This window comes from Bartonella sp. F02 (assembly GCF_026929975.1).
Classification (GTDB): domain Bacteria; phylum Pseudomonadota; class Alphaproteobacteria; order Rhizobiales; family Rhizobiaceae; genus Bartonella.
Genome location: NZ_JANHOK010000004.1, coordinates 40157 through 58624 on the forward strand (window position 1 = coordinate 40157; position 18468 = coordinate 58624).

Annotated in this window: 16 protein-coding genes and 1 other RNA gene; 8 read left to right on the top strand and 9 right to left on the bottom strand. The window is 35.9% G+C overall.

The genetic code is table 11. The features are described from left to right. Nucleotides 1–135: 135 nt before the first annotated feature. From miaA to NPY00_RS04190, 6 genes are all read right to left on the bottom strand, one after another. The gene (gene miaA / locus NPY00_RS04165; protein ID WP_269020818.1) at nucleotides 136–1011 is read right to left on the bottom strand and encodes a tRNA (adenosine(37)-N6)-dimethylallyltransferase MiaA; all 876 of its coding nucleotides are present in this window, start codon (nucleotides 1009–1011) and stop codon (nucleotides 136–138) included. Between the two features lie 309 nt (nucleotides 1012–1320). Next, the gene (locus NPY00_RS04170; RefSeq protein WP_269020819.1) at nucleotides 1321–2814 is read right to left on the bottom strand and encodes a Do family serine endopeptidase; all 1494 of its coding nucleotides are present in this window, start codon (nucleotides 2812–2814) and stop codon (nucleotides 1321–1323) included. 192 nt (nucleotides 2815–3006) lie between these two features. Further along, entirely contained in the window at nucleotides 3007–3930 is a 924-nt protein-coding gene (hflC, locus tag NPY00_RS04175; RefSeq protein ID WP_269020820.1) for a protease modulator HflC, read from the bottom strand. Between the two features lies 1 nt (nucleotide 3931). Next, nucleotides 3932–5071: an FtsH protease activity modulator HflK gene (gene hflK, locus NPY00_RS04180; RefSeq protein WP_269020821.1), complete on the bottom strand. Its 1140-nt coding sequence runs from the start codon at nucleotides 5069–5071 to the stop codon at nucleotides 3932–3934. 147 nt (nucleotides 5072–5218) lie between these two features. Further along, nucleotides 5219–5728: a dihydrofolate reductase gene (locus NPY00_RS04185; RefSeq protein ID WP_269020822.1), complete on the bottom strand. Its 510-nt coding sequence runs from the start codon at nucleotides 5726–5728 to the stop codon at nucleotides 5219–5221. Next, a complete protein-coding gene (locus tag NPY00_RS04190; protein WP_269020823.1) occupies nucleotides 5725–6519 on the bottom strand; it encodes a thymidylate synthase in 795 nt (264 codons plus the stop codon). Before NPY00_RS04190 ends, NPY00_RS04185 begins: the two co-directional genes overlap by 4 nt. Before the next feature lie 216 nt (nucleotides 6520–6735). On the opposite strand from NPY00_RS04190, the gene NPY00_RS04195 reads away from it, so the two are divergent. The 3 genes from NPY00_RS04195 to NPY00_RS04205 all read left to right on the top strand — a co-directional run bounded on the left by NPY00_RS04195 (nucleotide 6736) and on the right by NPY00_RS04205 (nucleotide 11347). Then, complete coding sequence (locus NPY00_RS04195; RefSeq protein ID WP_269020824.1) at nucleotides 6736–8043, top strand: MFS family transporter; 1308 nt, start codon at nucleotides 6736–6738, stop codon at nucleotides 8041–8043. Nucleotides 8044–8367: 324 nt separating this feature from the next. Next, entirely contained in the window at nucleotides 8368–9675 is a 1308-nt protein-coding gene (locus NPY00_RS04200) for an MFS family transporter (protein ID WP_269020825.1), read from the top strand. A gap of 364 nt (nucleotides 9676–10039) precedes the next feature. Further along, nucleotides 10040–11347, top strand: a complete 1308-nt coding sequence (locus NPY00_RS04205) for an MFS family transporter (RefSeq protein WP_269020826.1) — start codon at nucleotides 10040–10042, stop codon at nucleotides 11345–11347. A gap of 67 nt (nucleotides 11348–11414) precedes the next feature. Here NPY00_RS04205 and NPY00_RS04210 read toward each other — a convergent pair whose 3' ends face one another. Continuing rightward, nucleotides 11415–11720, bottom strand: coding sequence for a DUF2853 family protein (locus tag NPY00_RS04210; protein WP_269020827.1), 306 nt, complete (start codon nucleotides 11718–11720; stop codon nucleotides 11415–11417). 81 nt (nucleotides 11721–11801) lie between these two features. On the opposite strand from NPY00_RS04210, the gene ssrA reads away from it, so the two are divergent. From ssrA to NPY00_RS04225, 3 genes are all read left to right on the top strand, one after another. Next, nucleotides 11802–12156: a transfer-messenger RNA gene (gene ssrA, locus NPY00_RS04215) on the top strand. Between the two features lie 171 nt (nucleotides 12157–12327). Then, nucleotides 12328–12873, top strand: a complete 546-nt coding sequence (locus tag NPY00_RS04220) for an SspB family protein (RefSeq protein ID WP_269020828.1) — start codon at nucleotides 12328–12330, stop codon at nucleotides 12871–12873. Between the two features lie 16 nt (nucleotides 12874–12889). Then, the gene (locus NPY00_RS04225) at nucleotides 12890–13069 is read left to right on the top strand and encodes a DUF4169 family protein (RefSeq protein WP_269020829.1); all 180 of its coding nucleotides are present in this window, start codon (nucleotides 12890–12892) and stop codon (nucleotides 13067–13069) included. Nucleotides 13070–13158: 89 nt separating this feature from the next. Here NPY00_RS04225 and NPY00_RS04230 read toward each other — a convergent pair whose 3' ends face one another. Continuing rightward, a complete protein-coding gene (locus NPY00_RS04230; protein WP_269020830.1) occupies nucleotides 13159–14094 on the bottom strand; it encodes an NAD(P)H-dependent glycerol-3-phosphate dehydrogenase in 936 nt (311 codons plus the stop codon). 428 nt (nucleotides 14095–14522) lie between these two features. Between NPY00_RS04230 and NPY00_RS04235 the strand changes: the two genes are divergently transcribed. Beyond that, complete coding sequence (locus NPY00_RS04235; protein WP_269020937.1) at nucleotides 14523–16952, top strand: ATP-dependent helicase; 2430 nt, start codon at nucleotides 14523–14525, stop codon at nucleotides 16950–16952. Between the two features lie 60 nt (nucleotides 16953–17012). On the opposite strand, the gene NPY00_RS04240 is transcribed toward NPY00_RS04235, so the two are convergent. Next, nucleotides 17013–17642 (bottom strand): DapH/DapD/GlmU-related protein, encoded by a 630-nt coding sequence (locus tag NPY00_RS04240; protein ID WP_269020831.1) that lies wholly within the window; start codon nucleotides 17640–17642, stop codon nucleotides 17013–17015. Nucleotides 17643–17863: 221 nt separating this feature from the next. Here NPY00_RS04240 and NPY00_RS04245 point away from each other — a divergent pair, with 221 nt between their 5' ends. Beyond that, a complete protein-coding gene (locus NPY00_RS04245; RefSeq protein WP_269020832.1) occupies nucleotides 17864–18439 on the top strand; it encodes an SCO family protein in 576 nt (191 codons plus the stop codon). Nucleotides 18440–18468: the final 29 nt, after the last annotated feature.

The window sequence follows — 18468 nt, forward strand, 5'->3', positions numbered from 1 at the left end:
ATGATTATACTCCCCACCGCACGACAATATTATAAAAAACTGTTATTGCAGAGGAGCGATAATATTATCTCTTTCTTTCGTCAATCAAAAATTATCTTTTGATAACTCTTTACCATAACACTCTCTTCAATTCTTTCATGAAGAGATGTGTTTCCATTCTCCATCAAATTGATTCCGAAACCATGTCATTTGTCTTTTTGCATATCTTCTCGTTTGCATTTTTGCAGATTCAATAGCATCTTCAAAGCTTTTGTGTTTATCGATATAAGCAAAAAGTTCAGAGAGACCAATCGCTTTCATCGCCGGCAATAAAGGAGAAAGCATAAGATTTTTTATAGTTATAACTTCTTCTAAAACTCCTTTTTCAATCATATAATCAAACCGTTTATTAATGCGTTCATAAAGCAATTGACGGGGCGGAATGAGAAGAAATTTTTCTAAATTATCTTGCAAAATTACAGGTGTTGTTTTTTGTTTTTGCCACCAACTAAGCATTTTTCCTGTCGTTTCATAAACTTCTAAGGCACGAATAATCCGTTGACCATCTTGAGAAGAAATTTTTTCTGCAATAGCACTATCAACTTGCAATAAGCGATGATAAAGGCTCTCAGCTCCATCTTCATCAAGTCGTTTTCGCCATTTTTGTCGAATACCATCTGGAATATGAGGGATATCAGAAATTCCACCTAAAAGCGCGCGAAAATAAAGCCCTGTACCACCAACAAAAATCAGCGTTTTTGATTTAAGTTCATTTAAAATCTTACCAACATCACACAACCATTGTCCCACAGAGTAGTGACAAGCAGGGCTCACATAACCATAAAGATAATGGGGAACAATCATGGTCTCAGCTTTCGTTGGCCGTGCAGTTAAAATATTCAACGTATCATAAATTTGCATTGAATCAGTGTTAATAATGACAGCATTTCTTTCTTGAGCCATTTTTAATGCAAGTTCAGATTTCCCGCTTGCCGTCGGACCAGCTATCAATATAACTGTTCTTTGCATCATAAATAAACGTCCCTTATGCTTATCAATCAATCAGTTATACAATATGCGAACTTGATTTAAAAATTTCAGGAGATTTTTATGGTATCATAAACAAAGTTCTTTAAACTGTGAAAATGAAATGAAAAATATCTAATTCTGATATTATTTTATACCATATCAATGATATTCAAAACTATTACAATGTCGTTATAAGTTCTCAAGAGTTTTCCAAACTTCTCTACACTCACAACACCTGAAAATAAAATTAATCCCATAGCTAACGGTTGCGTGATCAAAAATAAAAAGAGCACAAATAACTAAAAATCTAAATCAATCCATCTGAAGTGTTACAAATCGCAACTCTCCATCTGGACGAGAAACAACCAATAAAGCGTTTTTGCGTCCTGCTTCACGTAATTTATGTAACCGTTTTTTAACATCATCAATTGTCGTGACTGCACTTTGATTAATATCAACAATCACTTCACCAACGCGAATACGCTTTTTATCTGCCACACTATTTCGCGCAACAGATGTTACAACCATTCCTTTTAGCTTATCAGGAATTGAATAACGTTGACGCAAATGAGGAGTAAGCTCTAATAATGTCATTCCCATAAATTTCACTGCTTCATTTTCTGAAACAGCATCATTTTCCTCATTATCACCAATCTTTTCTATCTGGTTTCCATCTAAATCTGTTTCAATCAAACGACCTGGTTTAACTTTAACTGTTTTTTCTTTTCCATCACGCAAAATAGCAACATTAACCACTTGTCCTATTGGACTTTCTGCCACTAACCTCGGCAAATCACGCGCGTTTTTTATTTTTGTATTCCCAAAACGAAGAATAATATCGCCAACACGTAACTGACGATTGTCAACTTCTGCATGCTCTATCTTTCCCGCAACTAACGCTCCAACGACCTCACTTAATTTCATTTTTTTTGCAATATCAGTTGTAACCGGTTGAATACGGAGAGCTAACCATCCTCGCCTCACTTCCCCAAAATCACGCAACTGATTAATAATAGAAATAGCCATATCTGATGGTATGGCAAAGCCAATACCTATTGATCCACCAGAAGGCGAAACAATCGCCGTATTAATTCCAATGACCTCACCATTTCTATCAAAGAGAGGTCCTCCAGAATTACCACGATTAATCGCTGCGTCTGTTTGAATAAAATTATCATAAGGACCAGCATTGAGATCACGATTACGTGCAGAAATAATCCCAACTGTTACACTTCCACCAAAACCGAAAGGATTACCAATAGCCATAACCCAATCACCAATACGCGTTTTTTCTGAATCACCAAAGCGCACAGCGGTTAATTTTTTTCTTTCTGGAGAGACCTGAAGTAAAGCTAAATCTGTTTTACTATCTTTTCCAAGAAGTTTTGCCTTTAATTTTGTTCCATCAGAAAAATTGACTTCAATATCATCAGCATCAGCAATAACATGATAATTTGTAACAATAAGCCCTTTTTGTGCATCAATTACAAACCCCGATCCCAAAGAATGCACTTTTTGAAACTGACTATCATTTTGATCATCTCCTGATGAAAAAAAATCATTAAAATATTCTTGTAATAAAGAATCCTTTGGAATAGAAGGCGTGGTTGTATTCTCATCCTGCTCAACTCCTTCAACCGTTTGTGCAATAGAAATATTGACAACTGTCTCTAAAAGCGCAGCAGCTAAGTCAGGAACAGACAACCGCGTGTTTTTTTGCAAATCAACATTGGACCAACTTATTGAGCCTGATAAAAACAAAATCACACAAACTGCAGCTATTGTAAAAAAGCGATTCAGCAACATATTTTGACCCACCAGACACATTCGTTTCACGCTGCTAACAGCATTTTTAAAATTATTTAGGTAAAACAAGCACGTTTATCGCAATATTATATTACTTTTACTACAAAAGAAAGTAACCATAGATCAAGTCTTTAACAAAACTAAAATCTATGGCTATAATCTATGTTCTATTTATTCTACAGAACAAAAACCTTACTTACTGGGATAAACTGGCTGTGCAGACTCTTTATTTCTCTGCGACAGATTATTGGTATACAATGGACTACGAAAATACAAAAAGAAATCCTCTTTTGGTGAAATCACCATTGGCGTGTGTTCCAAATTTTTATATTGCTCCATCGCCAACCAGAAATCATAAAATGACGGATTATCTTTTCGTACATTTAATAAAATACGAATACTTTCAGCCTGACCTTCTCCTCGAGTAACTTCAGCATCACGTTTTGCAGCCGCTACTATTTCTTCATATTCACGATTAGCTTCTGCTACAATACGGTCTCGCTCTTGCTGACCACGGGCACGAATATTTTCCGCAACTGCCTCACGCTCAGCTGCCATCTGCCGATAAACATCTTCTGAAACAGCATCTGTTAAATCAGTTTTGCGAATACGCACATCAACAATGGTAATCCCCAATGAACCTGCATCTACAGAAAATTGCCGCTGCACTTCAGCCATCATTGCTCCACGCTCATCGGATAAAGCTGCTTTAAATTCTCGTTTACCATAAACAGCACGCAAAGCATCAATAAAACGCGGGGCAAGATTTTCACGTGCAGCCGTCTGTGGTCGACCTGATGCAATTCGCTGTAAAAAAAGTTTAGGATCAGTAATACGATAAATAAAAAATGCGTCAACTTCATAATACGCACCACCTTGAACCTGCACAGACTGAGTAGGCAAATCATACCGCAGCAACCGATTATCAATAATAACTGTCTGATCAACAAAAGGTATTTTAAAATAAATACCAGAAGCAGGTTCAACTCTAACAATTTGTCCAAAACGCTTAATTGCTATTTGCTGACGAGGATAAACAATAAAAATAGACATCCATAAAGCAGCAAAAACGAATGCGATAACACCAAATATAAATAAGAAACGATATTGCTGCATATTAATATCCTCCAGAAACATTAGAATCCAATAAAAATTGAGACTTCTCTGGTCTTGTCGTTGTTTTTTCCGGTGCACTCCTCAACAATTCATTGAGTGGCAAATAAGGTACTCCTGGAGAGACTGTTTGATCAAAAACTAACTTATTAGGCGAAGATAAAATACGCCCCATAGTTTCCATATAGAAGCGATAACGAGTAGCGACTGGTGAAACAGCAGCTTCACGCGCTATAGCTTGAAAACGCTCAGCACGTCCTCTTGCTTCTTCAATCATTCGCGCTTTTTCGCCTTTTGCAATTTCTCGTGTGCGCGAAGCTTCACCATTCGCTAAACCAATTTTATGAAAGCGTACACGGTTACCTTCTTCAATCATCCGCCCACGTTCTTGTTCTGCCTGTTGAACAGAGTTAAACGCCGCAGCAACTTTAGTAGGAGGCGCAGCTTCACTAATTGAGACACGATTTATCTCAACTCCAAGTTGATATTTATCTGCTGTCAACTGAATAATTTTTTTGACATCATCAGCAACTTCTTCTTTCTTATCCCGCAAAACATCATCAACAGGCCGTGAACCGATCACCTCACGCATTGCACTTTCAGCAACTTGACGCACTGTTCCTTCTTGATCATTCACATTAAACAAGAATTGGCCAGGATTCGAAATTCGATAATACACAGAAAAATTGACATTCACAATATTCTGATCACTCGATAACATCAAACCTTCACTTTGCTGTGTTTGACCAGATTGACCACCAATTGCAATCACTTTCTCTGTTAAAGGTACTTTCATATAAGTTTCAATTGGCCAAAAATGAAAATGCAGACCATCACTAACAATTCCTTCTTTAGGAACACCAAAACGCAATTCCACAGCTTGTTCATTTTGCTGGATAATGTAGATGGATTGATAAAACCAAAAGAGCACTGCCAACAAAAATACTATGATAAAAACACTACCTTCACCAAATTGCTTCAGCTGGTCTTGTCCTTTACGCAAAATATCATCAATATTAGGCCCATTACCACCACTATTCCCACCAGAACCAAAAGGACTCTTAGGTGATGTTTTTTGATCACCATTGTGTTTATTCCTATCGCCACCCCATGGGCCACTGCCATTTTGATTTGTCCAGGGCATTATCACCTCTTTTATATATTTAGCGTCTTTATATATTTAGTGTCACCAACTGAAATACACCAACTATTTATAATAATCTAATCTTACAGAGTATTTCTTTATTGATTAACGATAAAGTTGATAAATCTCTTAACACATTTCAACCATTTATTGTCGTTCATAAATAACAAAACGTGTTGGATGGCTATCTTTCTCCCCTGCTGGAATAGACTGAACCTCAACAATAGTCCACTCTTTCTTATCAAAAACAGGAAAAAAACGATCACCCTCAATAAAAGCTAATATTTCTGTCAGAAATATTTTATCAGCAATAGCTAATCCTTGTTGAAAAATTTCCCCACCACCAATAATAAAAATTGCATCTGCACCATCTCGAACAACTACCTTTTCTGCAAGAGAACAGGCCTCAGATAAAGAATGAACGATAACAGCACCCTCCGCTTTAAATGTCCGATCACGTGTAATCACTATATTCGTACGTCCTGGTAGAGGACGTCCAAGAGAATCCCATGTTTTTCTTCCCATAATAATAGGTTTACCTAAAGTCAAAGCTTTAAAACGTTGTAAATCTGTCGACAAGTGCCACGGCATTGCACCTTCACGACCAATAACCCCATTTTGTGAAACAGCTGCAATTAAATAAACTGGAACAGTCATACGGCCACCGGAGCTTTAATATGTGGCAAAGCTTTGTAATTAAGCAATTCAAAATCCTCAAACTTAAAAGCAAAAAGATCGGTTACTTCTGGATTTATATGCATGACTGGCAAAACACCCGGCACACGGGATAATTGCTGCTTTGCTTGCTCAAAATGATTAGAATAAAGATGAGCGTCACCAAGAGTATGAACAAAATCTCCTATTTCTAAACCAGTTACCTGAGCAATCATCATTGTTAAAAGCGCATAAGAAGCAATATTGAATGGAAGACCCAAAAAAATATCTGCAGAACGTTGATAAAGTTGACAAGACAACTTACCATCAGCAACATAAAATTGGAATAAACAATGACACGGCGGTAAAGCCATATCTTCTATGAGCGCAGGATTCCAAGCTGATACAATCAAACGGCGAGAATCAGGATTTGTACTAATCAAAGTCAAAAGATTGCTGATCTGATCAACATGTTTTCCCTCTGATGCAGGCCAAGAACGCCACTGATATCCGTAGACAGGACCAAGATCTCCTTTTTCATCAGCCCATTCATCCCAAATAGAGACTCCCCTTTCCTTTAACCAAGAAATATTTGTGTCTCCCTTAAGAAACCATAGAAGTTCATAAATAATTGAGCGTAAATGCAGTTTTTTTGTTGTTAACAGAGGAAATCCCTCTCGTAAATCAAACCGCATCTGATACCCAAAAACTGATCGCGTCCCAACACCCGTTCGATCCGAACGATCAACACCATTGTTTAAGACATGAGACAAAAGATCAAGATATGCTTTCATAAAAGTATTATGACCGATTCTACCTAACGCAGAAAATAGAAATTTTAAAAATAATCTAAATAACCTTTCGAAACATATTTTACGTAAAATTATTATTATACCAATTGAATTTTAATAACTCAAATTGTAAATAGCTTTAAAAATTATTAAAGAAACAAATTAGACATACTTAAACATAATGCAACATAATAGAAAACTATATAAGGGATAACTCTAATGGAGAATGAAACACAAATAGTGCAAAGCGATACAAGAAAACGCGTTTTTTCTATCATATCTAGCGCATCAGGAAATCTTGTAGAATGGTATGACTTTTATGTCTATTCTTTTACATCGATTTACTTTGCTTCACAGTTTTTCCCATCAAATGGTGATGTTATTGCTCAACTTTTAAAGGCTGCAGGTGTTTTTTTTATTGGTTTTCTTATGCGCCCCATTGGTGGATGGCTCTTCGGTTTCATTGCTGATCGTTATGGTCGCAAACGCTCAATGCTTATTTCCGTTTTTATGATGTGCAGTGGTTCATTTTTAATTGCCATACTTCCTACCTATGAAACGATTGGAGTTACTGCAGCGTTTCTTTTGCTTTTACTCAGAATGCTTCAAGGACTTTCCGTTGGCGGCGAATATGGAACGACTGCAACTTATATGAGTGAAATTGCTTTAAAGAATCACCGAGGCTTTTTTAGCTCTTTCCAATATACGACATTAATTGGTGGTCAACTTTTAGCAAGTCTTGTTATTTTCATTCTTGCACTTTATCTCACAGAAGATCAGCTCAAATCTTGGGGATGGCGCATTCCTTTTGCGATTGGAGGATTAGCAGCAATTGTAGCGATTTATCTCCGTCGGTCTCTTCATGAAACAACAACCAAAGAAGCACGTTCCAAAGCACAAGCTGGAAGCATTGCAGAACTTTTACGCAATCACCGAAAAGCTTTTTTTCTTGTCATCGGTTTCACAGCTGGAGGATCGCTTACATTTTACACATATACAACTTATATGCAGAAATATCTGATAACAACCGCTGGCTTTGATAAACATACAGCTACGACTATAATGACGGCAGCGCTTTTTGTATTTATGTTAATCCAGCCAGCATTTGGTGCTTTGGCAGATAAAATTGGAACCAGAAACTCACTCCTTATTTGGAGTTCTCTAGCAATCTTCTCTACGATTCCTGGGCTTAAAATAATTGGCAGTACTGATAATATGTGGGTTGCTTTATCCGTTATTGTTGGAATGCTTTGCGTTATAAGTTTTTACACATCTATATCTGGTATAGTGAAAGCAGAAATGTTCCCCGCTTCAATAAGAGCAATAGGAGTTGGATTATCTTATGCTATTGCCAATGCTCTCTTTGGTGGTTCTGCTGAATCTGTAGCTCTTGGATTAAAAGAAATGGGATATGAATCTACCTTTTATGTTTACATCACTTGCATGATGATTATTGCATTCATTGCAGTTCTCATGATGCCAGATGCTCGAAAAACAGGATATCTCCAAAAAGATGAGATTGATTAAATTTTATTCATTAAACAAAAAAGCCCAAAAATTGGGCTTTTTTGTAAGAAGTCAAGTGTAACGCTTTATGCATGCGTATCTAATATATTCTAACCGCTGTATTTTTTTATCACTAGAGCTGACGACTCCATTAAATGATATTATTGCAGCTTTATCAAAACTACATCACATAAAATATCTTCGTTATACTCGTATTTATAAAACGTAGTTTGAATATTTTTTCTCCAATACCTTCACAGAAAATCATCAATTTATAATTGAATTTTGATGATTCAAATTATAAAGCTAAAAAATAAACATTATACAGGGGGGGATCTTATTTCAATGAATAATGAAAAAGTCTCAGTATCACACGATACAAAAAAACGTATTTTTTCTATTATGTCCAGCGCATCTGGAAATCTTGTAGAATGGTATGATTTTTATATTTATGCTTTCACGTCCGTTTATTTTGCATCCCAATTTTTTCCTGCAGATGAAGATGTTGTTATTCAGCTTATAAAAGCAACAGGAATCTTTTTTGCTGGTGTTCTTGTACGCCCAATCGGTGGTTGGTTTTTTGGGTACATTTCTGATCGCTACGGCCGTAAACAATCGATGCTTATTTCTGTTTTCATGATGTGTGCTGGTTCATTCTTAATTGCTATACTCCCCACCTATGAAACCATCGGTGAATCTGCAGCTATTCTTTTACTTTTACTCCGCATGCTTCAAGGACTCTCAGTTGGTGGTGAATACGGAACGACAGCAACCTATATGAGTGAAATTGCTTTAAAAAATCACCGAGGTTTCTTTGGTTCTTTTCAATATACCACATTAATTTTTGGCCAACTTTTAGCGAGTCTCGTTGTATTTATTTTGACGCTCTATCTGACAGAATATCAATTAAGAGAATGGGGATGGCGCATTCCTTTTGCTATTGGAGGATTTGCCGCAATTGTAGCAATTTATCTCCGCCGCTCACTTCATGAAACGACAACAAAAGAAAGTCGTTCTCATAAAACAGCTGGAAGTATTGTAGAACTTTTCCGGAATCATAAAAAAGCTTTTGTCCTCGTTATGTGCTTTACAGCCGGAGGTTCGCTTTCATTCTATACATATACAACTTATATGCAAAAATATCTGATAACAACAACTGGGTTCGATAAGCAGACAGCAACAACGATAATGACTGTCGCACTCTTTATCTTTATGTTAGCTCAACCTATTTTTGGTGCTCTAGCTGATAAAATTGGACCAAGGATTTCACTTCTTATTTGGAGTATATCGTGCATTCTGTTTATGGTTCCTGGGCTTAAAATAATTGCTCATACTAATAGTACATGGGTTGCTTTATTCATTATTATTGGAGCTTTATGCATTATGAGTTTTTATACATCCATCGCAGGCATCATAAAAGCAGCACTCTTTCCCTCTTCAATACGAACTATGGGCGTTGGGTTAGCCTATGCTGTTGCCAATGCACTTTTTGGAGGATCCACTGAATATATAGCACTGAAATTTAAAAGCCTTGGATATTCAACCGCCTTTTATTATTACTTAATTATCATGATGATAATTGCATTTATTGCGATTATCTTGATGCCAAATATTCGAGATGGAGGATATCTTAAAGACGATGAAATCCATTAAATTTTGATGTAAAATAAAAAAGCCCAGTTTCTGGGCTTTTTTTGTCATCATTAGATCAACAGTTTTACTTTAAAATTTATCTCAATTGGATAAAATATACTCAATTCTTTGACAGTAAAAAAATAATACAGCAACTTTTTCATTATAAAACAAGAAAACAATATCTGAACTGCTTTGTTACAAACTTATGAAAAGCTAAATCATATAAACTAACTGAAGAATATCTTCTTTCATAAAAAGATAATTCAACGCATCTTCCAAAACAACTTCCACAGAAAATTGTTACCATATGATTGAACTTTAATAATTTCAATTATAGAGGTTAGAAGGAAACAATTATTGTTAAGGGAGGGGATATTACTTTATGAACAATAAAATAGATTCAGTATCAAACGATACAAGAAAACGTATCTTATCTATTATATCCAGTGCATCTGGAAACCTCGTAGAATGGTACGATTTTTACATTTATTCCTTTACATCAATTTATTTTGCATCACAGTTTTTTCCATCAAATGGTGATGTTATTGCTCAACTTTTAAAAGCTGCAGGTGTTTTTTTTATTGGTTTTCTTATGCGTCCCATTGGTGGATGGCTTTTTGGTTTCATTGCGGATCGTTATGGTCGTAAGCGTTCAATGCTCATTTCTATTTTTATGATGTGTGGTGGTTCACTTTTAATTGCTGTCCTTCCCACTTATGAAACACTTGGAGTAACTGCAGCAGTTCTTTTGCTTTTACTTCGAATGCTTCAAGGACTTTCAGCTGGTGGAGAATATGCTACAGTAGCGACTTATATGAGTGAAATTGCTCTCAAAAATCGCCGAGGGTTCTTTGGCGCTTTCCAATCAACCACACTTATTGCGGGACAACTTCTGGCGACTCTTGTTGTATTTATTTTGACGCTCTATCTGACAGAAGATCAATTAAGAGAATGGGGATGGCGTATTCCTTTTGCTCTTGGTGGAATAGCAGCAATTGTTGCTGTCTTTCTGCGTCGCTCACTCCATGAGACAGCTACTAACGAGAGTCGTTTATCTAAAAAATCTGGTAGCCTTGCAGAAGTTCTACGCACTCATCGGAAGAACTTTTTTCTGGTTATCTTCTTTGCAGCTGGAGGATCTCTCACATTTTATGCTTGTACAACTTATATGCAGAAATATCTGATTACAACAAGTGGATTTGACAAACATACAGCTACAACAATAATGACCATTGCACTCTTTGTTTTTATGTTGCTTCAGCCTTTATTTGGTATTTTAGCAGATAAAATTGGACTAAAAACATCACTCCTTTCTTGGAGTATATTATCTTGTATTTTCATACTTCCCGGTTTTAAAATCATTGGAAATACAAACAATATGTGGATTGCCTTATCAATCATTATTGGAATGCTCTGTATTATGAGCTTTTATACATCTGTCAATGGTGTTGTAAAAGCAGCCTTGTTTCCTTCTTCAATCCGTGCGATGGGCGTTGGAGTATCTCATGCTATTGCTAATGCCCTCTTTGGCGGTTCAGCTGAATCTGTAGCCTTGGGATTAAAAGATATAGGACATGAATCTTTTTTCTATTTTTACATCATTGGTATGGTGATCATTGCATTTATTTCACTGCTCTTGATACCCAATATCCGAGATGGTGGATATCTTCAAAAAGATAATATCCGTTAATTTTTTTACTTCTAGACGAAAAAACCCAATTTTATTGGGTTTTTTTAGTTATCATGCAATCAATTATCTAAATTTTATCAAGCGCACCAAGTTGTTTAGCAACTAAATAATAAAAAGTTACACGACTTTTTCTATGTTCTCCTGACAGCATTTCAGCAACGTTTGACACTGCTTCTTTCGCACTTTTTGCATCAACATCTAAAGTATCCTGAACCCAGTTTTCAACGCGCTCTAACTCTTTTGGATCTGATGTAGCAACAAGTGATGCATCTTGATTTCTCATCACCAAAGCTAAACGCTTTTTTAGTCGTTCGATTGCATCCTTATCAGGATTTGAATCGTGTAATTTAATATTTTCTAAATCATTTTTCATTTTGCATATCTCCGAAAATTTATAGTCATGCCCTTCAACCACATCCTATAATCTATAAATGATGAGAAGATTTAAATGTTCCCTCTTCCCCAAAGACTTTTATTCGTCTATATTATAGAGGCTGGCTTGCCAGATATGGTAATAAATGGACAATGAAATAAACCCATTGGACCCGGGGGCGGTACCCGGCGCCTCCACCAAAATATAAATTTATGATTATATTTTAGTGGGGGCGAAATAGGATCGACAAGGGCGTAAAGATTGCTCTTTTACTCGGCATTGTACCACCGTTATCGGGCTAAATGAGTAGTTGCAAATGACAACTATGCGGAAGCACGTCTCGCTGCTTAAAGTGGTGCGAAGGCTTCAAATTAAGTCTTAAACCGTCGCAGGTTTAAGCGGGGTTCGGAGGCACCTGGCAACAGAAGCCTTCACTATTTATGCGGTGCTTATTATTGATCTATTCGAAATTTATCATAAAATTCACGTTTTTCTTTATTAATTAAGTGCATAGTAAGCAAATATTACTAGATTTAAGAAATATTTCATTGCACTATACTATCAGCACTATTAATCGCTGTATAAAATTTAAAAGGAATAAACTTCGATGGTTCAAGATCAAATCCGTTACGACATTCTCGTTCAGGATGCGCTCCGTGGAGTTATCCGCAAAGTTTTGTCAGAAGTTTCCAAAGCAGGTCTTCCAGGGAATCACCATTTTTTTATTACTTTTTTAACCCACGCGGCAGGAGTGAAGATTTCTACGCGACTTAAAAATCTTTATCCAGATCAAATGACAATTGTATTGCAACATCAATTTAGAGATTTAAACGTATCAGACACTGCTTTTGAAGTAACGCTTTCTTTCAAAGAAATAACAGAAAAACTCGTGATTCCTTTTTCTTCTATCCAAGTTTTTTATGACCCCGTAGCAGCATTTGAAGCAGCGTTTGATCTCCCTTCTAATCTCACTTCTGAAAACAATGAAAAGTCAGAAAACGCTTCAGACTCATCGAGCGCTCTATCAGAACAACAAAAAACAGAAAATACATTTACAAAAGAACAAGATATTAACATAAATGAAGAACATTCAAATAGTGATGCTAAGCAAAGCGCTGATGTTGTCTCTTTAGATTCTTTTCGAAAAAAATAAATGAATTGTGTCTGTAATGAAGTTAATCAATCTTCGCCAATTTCGAAAACGTAAAAAACGTGCAGAACAAACCATCCATGCAGAAGAAAACCGCCATCGTTTTGGACGAACTAAAGCTGAAAAAAGATTTGGTAAAAGAGAAGCTCTAAAATCTGAAAATTTTCTTGATAAAAATCGTTTATCGAACACTGAATGAAAATGCGAATAAACAATCGCCGCTTTTTCTATCATAAATTTAACTATATATTAAAATGAAAATTCTTTTTAAAATTTCATTGTTTTAAGTTATTTTCTCATCAAAATATTCATACTATCCAAGGGATTTTTACCTTGAATAATTTTTTGAACTTCTATGGCTATAGGAGTATGAATGCTTTCTCTTTGAGCAATTTGAGTAATAGCCCTAGAGGTTTTTATTCCTTCAGCAACTTCTCCAAGGTCGCTTAAAATATCTTCTAAAGATTTATTTTGCGCTAATCCTAATCCAACACGATAATTTCTCGATAAAAAAGAATTAGCCGTTAAAAATAAATCACCCGCACCAGAAAGTCCCAAAAAGGTTTGCATTTTTGCGCCAAAATACGCTCCAAAATGACACATTTCTACCAATCCACGTGATAAAAGAGAAGCTTTAGCATTTTGGCCTAATTTTAATCCATCACATATCCCCCCTGCTATAGCGATAACATTTTTATATGCGCCTGCAACTTCTCCGCCAATTATATCATTTTCAATATAAGGTTTGATAAAAGAAGGCATTATACTTGCAAATTCTTGAGCAAGAATTGAATTCTCCGAATGAATAACTAAAGCACATGGAAGTCCTAAAATAACTTCTTTAGCAAAACTTGGACCTGCCAAAAAACAAAAGTTTTCCGTAGAGATGAAATTTTTAACGATTTGACTAACGAATATTTCTGTCTCTTCTTCAATTCCTTTACTTGCAATGAGTATTTTAGAATTTGGACTTAAACGCGCGTGAACGAACCATTCTCTTAAAGCCTGTGCACTAATAGCAATGACAAAAAGGTCAGAAACTAAACTTTCTTCCAAAGAACATTGTGCAATAATTGGATAAGAATTTTGATTGAGAATTTCATTTAAAGGCAATAACGCAGAAGCAATATTGCGTCTCGAAACAATTCTAACTTCATTCTTTTGCGCAAAAGCAAATGCAAGAGCTTTGCCCCAAGCTCCTCCGCCAAAAACAGTAACTTTCATCTAATTCCTTAACTCTTTAGACATCTATTATCCACGTGTTATCACATTTTCTCTTTTCAAATAAAAAGAGAGTATCACAATATTATTCTAGAGCACTATTTATATACAATATTATAAAACAACAAAACTATTAACAAATCAGTTGTATAGAAATCCTCCTCAATGATACACTTGAGAGCTTATCAGCTCAAAGAAATTAGGCTTAATAGAGAAAAATCATAAGAGTGAAACCAATTTATTAATCTCTCTTAATCTAAGATCTACACTGCACGCAAAACATGTGTCCAATACCTCTTATATCCGAAAGTCAGTTTTAATTTTATTTTTTCTGTAAATTTTCTGTTTTTTAAAGAAATCTTATTGGATTTTTTCTGAGAAAAATTTTTTAGGTCTAGCGTCTAAGTAAAAAAAAGATTACAAAAAATATGATGAATAATTTTTCCGATCATATCCCATTAGAAAACGAAGTAGATCCTTGTAAACCTGCTGATAATTCTGGAATAGCAGCTCGTGCTATAGCTGCAAGAGAAAAAGCATATACATCTCATTATTTAAAAAAACTAAATCCTGAGCAACAACAAGCTGTTATGAACACAGAAGGATCTGTTCTCGTTCTCGCAGGTGCTGGAACAGGGAAAACACGTGTCCTTACAACGCGGATTGCTCATATTTTACATCTTGGACTTGCTTCTCCTCAACAAATACTGGCTGTCACTTTTACCAATAAAGCAGCACGTGAAATGAAAACGCGCATTGGTGAACTCATTGGTGAAACTGTTACAGGAATGCCTTGGCTTGGAACATTTCATTCTATCGGTGTAAAAATTTTACGTCGCCACGCAGAACTTATCAATTTAAAAAGCAACTTTACTATTCTTGATAATGACGATGTTATTCGTCTTTTGAAACAGATTATTCAAGATGAAAATTTAGATGAAAAATGTTGGCCAGCACGTAATCTAGCAATGATGATTAACGCATGGAAAAATCAGGGACTTTTACCCAATCATATTCCAGAAAGTGAAGCCTACTCTTTTGGAAATGGTATGGGACGTGAACTTTATCACAACTATCAGCAACGGTTAAAAAGTCTTAACGCTTGCGACTTTGGCGATCTTTTGCTTCATTCTATTCACATACTCCAAAATAATCCAGATATTCTTCACGAATATCATGCTCGGTTTCGTTATATTCTTGTTGATGAATATCAAGATACAAACACCGCTCAATATCTTTGGCTGCGCCTTTTAGCTCAACATCCTAAAGGACAGCAAGTTAATCTTTGTTGTGTTGGTGATGATGACCAATCGATTTATGGATGGCGTGGTGCTAAAATTGATAATATATTACGTTTTGAAAAAGACTTTTCTCCTGCAACAATTATTCGTTTAGAACGTAATTACCGCTCTACTTCACATATTCTTAAAACCGCTTCTCATCTTATTTCCTATAACCAAGAAAGACTTGGAAAAACTCTTTTTTCTGACCAAATAAATACGGATGAAAATAAAGTAAAAATCCACTCAGCATGGGATTCAGAAGAAGAAGCACGTGCAATCGGTGAAGAAATTGAACAAGCGCATCAAACTGGGCATCCATTAAATCAAATGGCGATATTGGTGCGAGCTTCTTTTCAAATGCGTGAATTTGAAGATCGTTTTGTAACGCTGGGTCTCAACTACCGTGTTATTGGTGGTCCACGTTTTTATGAACGAATGGAAATACGGGATGCTATGGCTTATCTACGTGTGGTTGTTCAACCATCTGATGATTTGGCCTTTGAGCGCATTATCAACACTCCAAAACGCGGTTTAGGAGATGCAACACTCCGCTATCTTTACAATAGCGCTCGCGCACGTTCTACTTCTCTGTTTTCTGCTGCGACTGAAATAATGGAAACAGATGAATTAAAACCTAAAGCCAGAAATGCTTTGAAAAATATTATTGAAAAATTTCTTTGTTGGCAAAATATGCTCCAACATACACCCCATATAGAACTTACTGAAACAATCCTTGAGGATTCTGGATATCTAGCAATGTGGCAAGAAGATCGTTCACCAGAAGCACCAACGCGGTTAGAAAACCTCAAAGAAATGATCCGTTCTATGGAGCAATTTGACAGCATTCACAATTTTTTAGAACATGTTTCACTCGTTATGGATACTGATAGCAATGAAAATATGGATGCAATTAATATTATGACTCTCCATTCAGCCAAAGGGCTTGAATTTGAGACCGTTTTTCTTCCAGGTTGGGAAGAAGGACTCTTTCCTCATCAACGCTCTCTCGATGAAGGTGGTCGTTCAGGACTAGAAGAAGAAAGACGGCTTGCTTATGTTGGATTAACGCGAGCAAAAAAAGATCTGCATATATGGTTTGTCTCCAATCGGCGCATCCATGGGCTTTGGCAATCTACAATTCCTTCTCGTTTTCTTGATGAATTACCAGAAGAACATATAGAAATAGCCGAAACTGTAACATCCTATGGTAATTATAATCAATCACGCTTGAAATATCAGAACTCTTTTCAGAATGAATATGTAACGCCAGGGTGGCAGCGTGCGCAAAAAAAGAAAATCAAAACAACACAAAATTGGGATTCTCAATCAACATCTCATATCAAACAAATTAATTATGGTGATATTGATTCAAGTTCTAAAACCACTCAATCTGGTAAAGGAAAAGCCATCTCTCCGTCAGAAGCTGGCACATCTTCTATTTTTGCCATCAATGAGCGCATTTTTCATATAAAATTTGGTTATGGTTCTATTGTAGCAATAGATGGAAACAAATTAACCATTTCATTTGATAAAGCTGGAGAAAAACGCGTTCTCGATAATTTCGTCACAAAAGCCTAATCACGGCTACAATTAATGATATCTCTCAATAAAAACTTTTCTCATTGTCTCTTATAAATCTTATGCCCATTTATCGATAAAAGCCTCAATGGATAGATTTTGCATATCAGGTAAGGCTTTATAAATTTCATTCAGTGGCCAATCCCACCAATTCATCTTCAAAAGTACCTGTATTACATTTTCAGGAAAACGCATCCGCAACTTCCTTGCAGGTACACCAGCAACAATTGCATAAGGAATAACATCTTTTGTTATAACAGCATTAGCACCAATAACAGCGCCGTGTCCAACAGTCACGCCAGGCATAATAACCGCTCCATGCCCAATCCATACATCATGCCCAATCAAAACACGTTTTTCAGAACGTTTTTTGCGAAAAGAACTATCCAATGCCATATAACGAAAATATTCATTAGGACGATACGTTATTTTATGTGTTGAAAGCCTTTCCATTGGATGCGCTAATGCATTAATACGAACATGAGACGCTATCGAACAAAAACGACCAATATCACTATAAATAGCCTCACTATTGCGCTCAAAATAAGAAAAATCACCAACAGTGACATCGCGCAAAATAACTCTCTCACTAATTTCCACATAGCGACCCAATTTACAGCCATGCAATCGTGCTGTAGTGTTAATATGTGGCTCGCTATCATGAAATCGAAGATCTTTTTGAATATCCATTTACATTTTACCAATTTTTTTTACATAAATAACTGAAAAAAATAGCTCAACCAAACAAAAAAAATAATGATAAAATGCTCTTTTGCGATATCAAATTATTTTATGAGATAGAACTCTTTATCACACTTGTAATGCAAACATATGTTTTCAGTGCTAAAACAAGGATTGCAAAGCTGAAATGACAAAGTTATAGTCTTTTGATTATTGAAGGAAGTAAAACTATGAAAACTATCATACGCATCTTAGGGTTGACGATTGTCTTTATTTCAGGTGTTTTTGTTTATGATGCCTTAATGAATAAACCTTTAGGTGATAACTTTACGCTCACTTCCTCTAACGGAGAAATCGTTACAGAAGCTGATATTCGAAGCAAACCTTCAGCGCTTTTTTTCGGTTATACTATGTGTCCTGATATCTGCCCTACGACGCTTGCTGATTTGAGTCAGTGGCTTACGGAACTTGGATCAGATGCTGATAAATTAGGAATATGGTTTGTTACTGTTGATCCTGAACGAGACACACCAGAAGTGCTTCGCGAATACCTCAGTAATTTTAATGATAAAATTATTGGAATAACCGGTGATCCTGAAAAAGTTCGTAACATGATCGACTCTTTCAATATTGTTGCTGAAAAAGTACCTGGTGACAACGGAAACTACACTTTTAATCACACAGCAGCAATCCTTTTACTTAAAAAAGGTGGAAAGTTATTCGGGACAATTCCTTATAATGTTGAAGAAAATGAAGTAAAAGATGAAATCGCCATTGAACGCTTAAAAAAGCTTGCTTCAAAATAAATTCAAAAACGCGTAGTGAAAAAAACAAT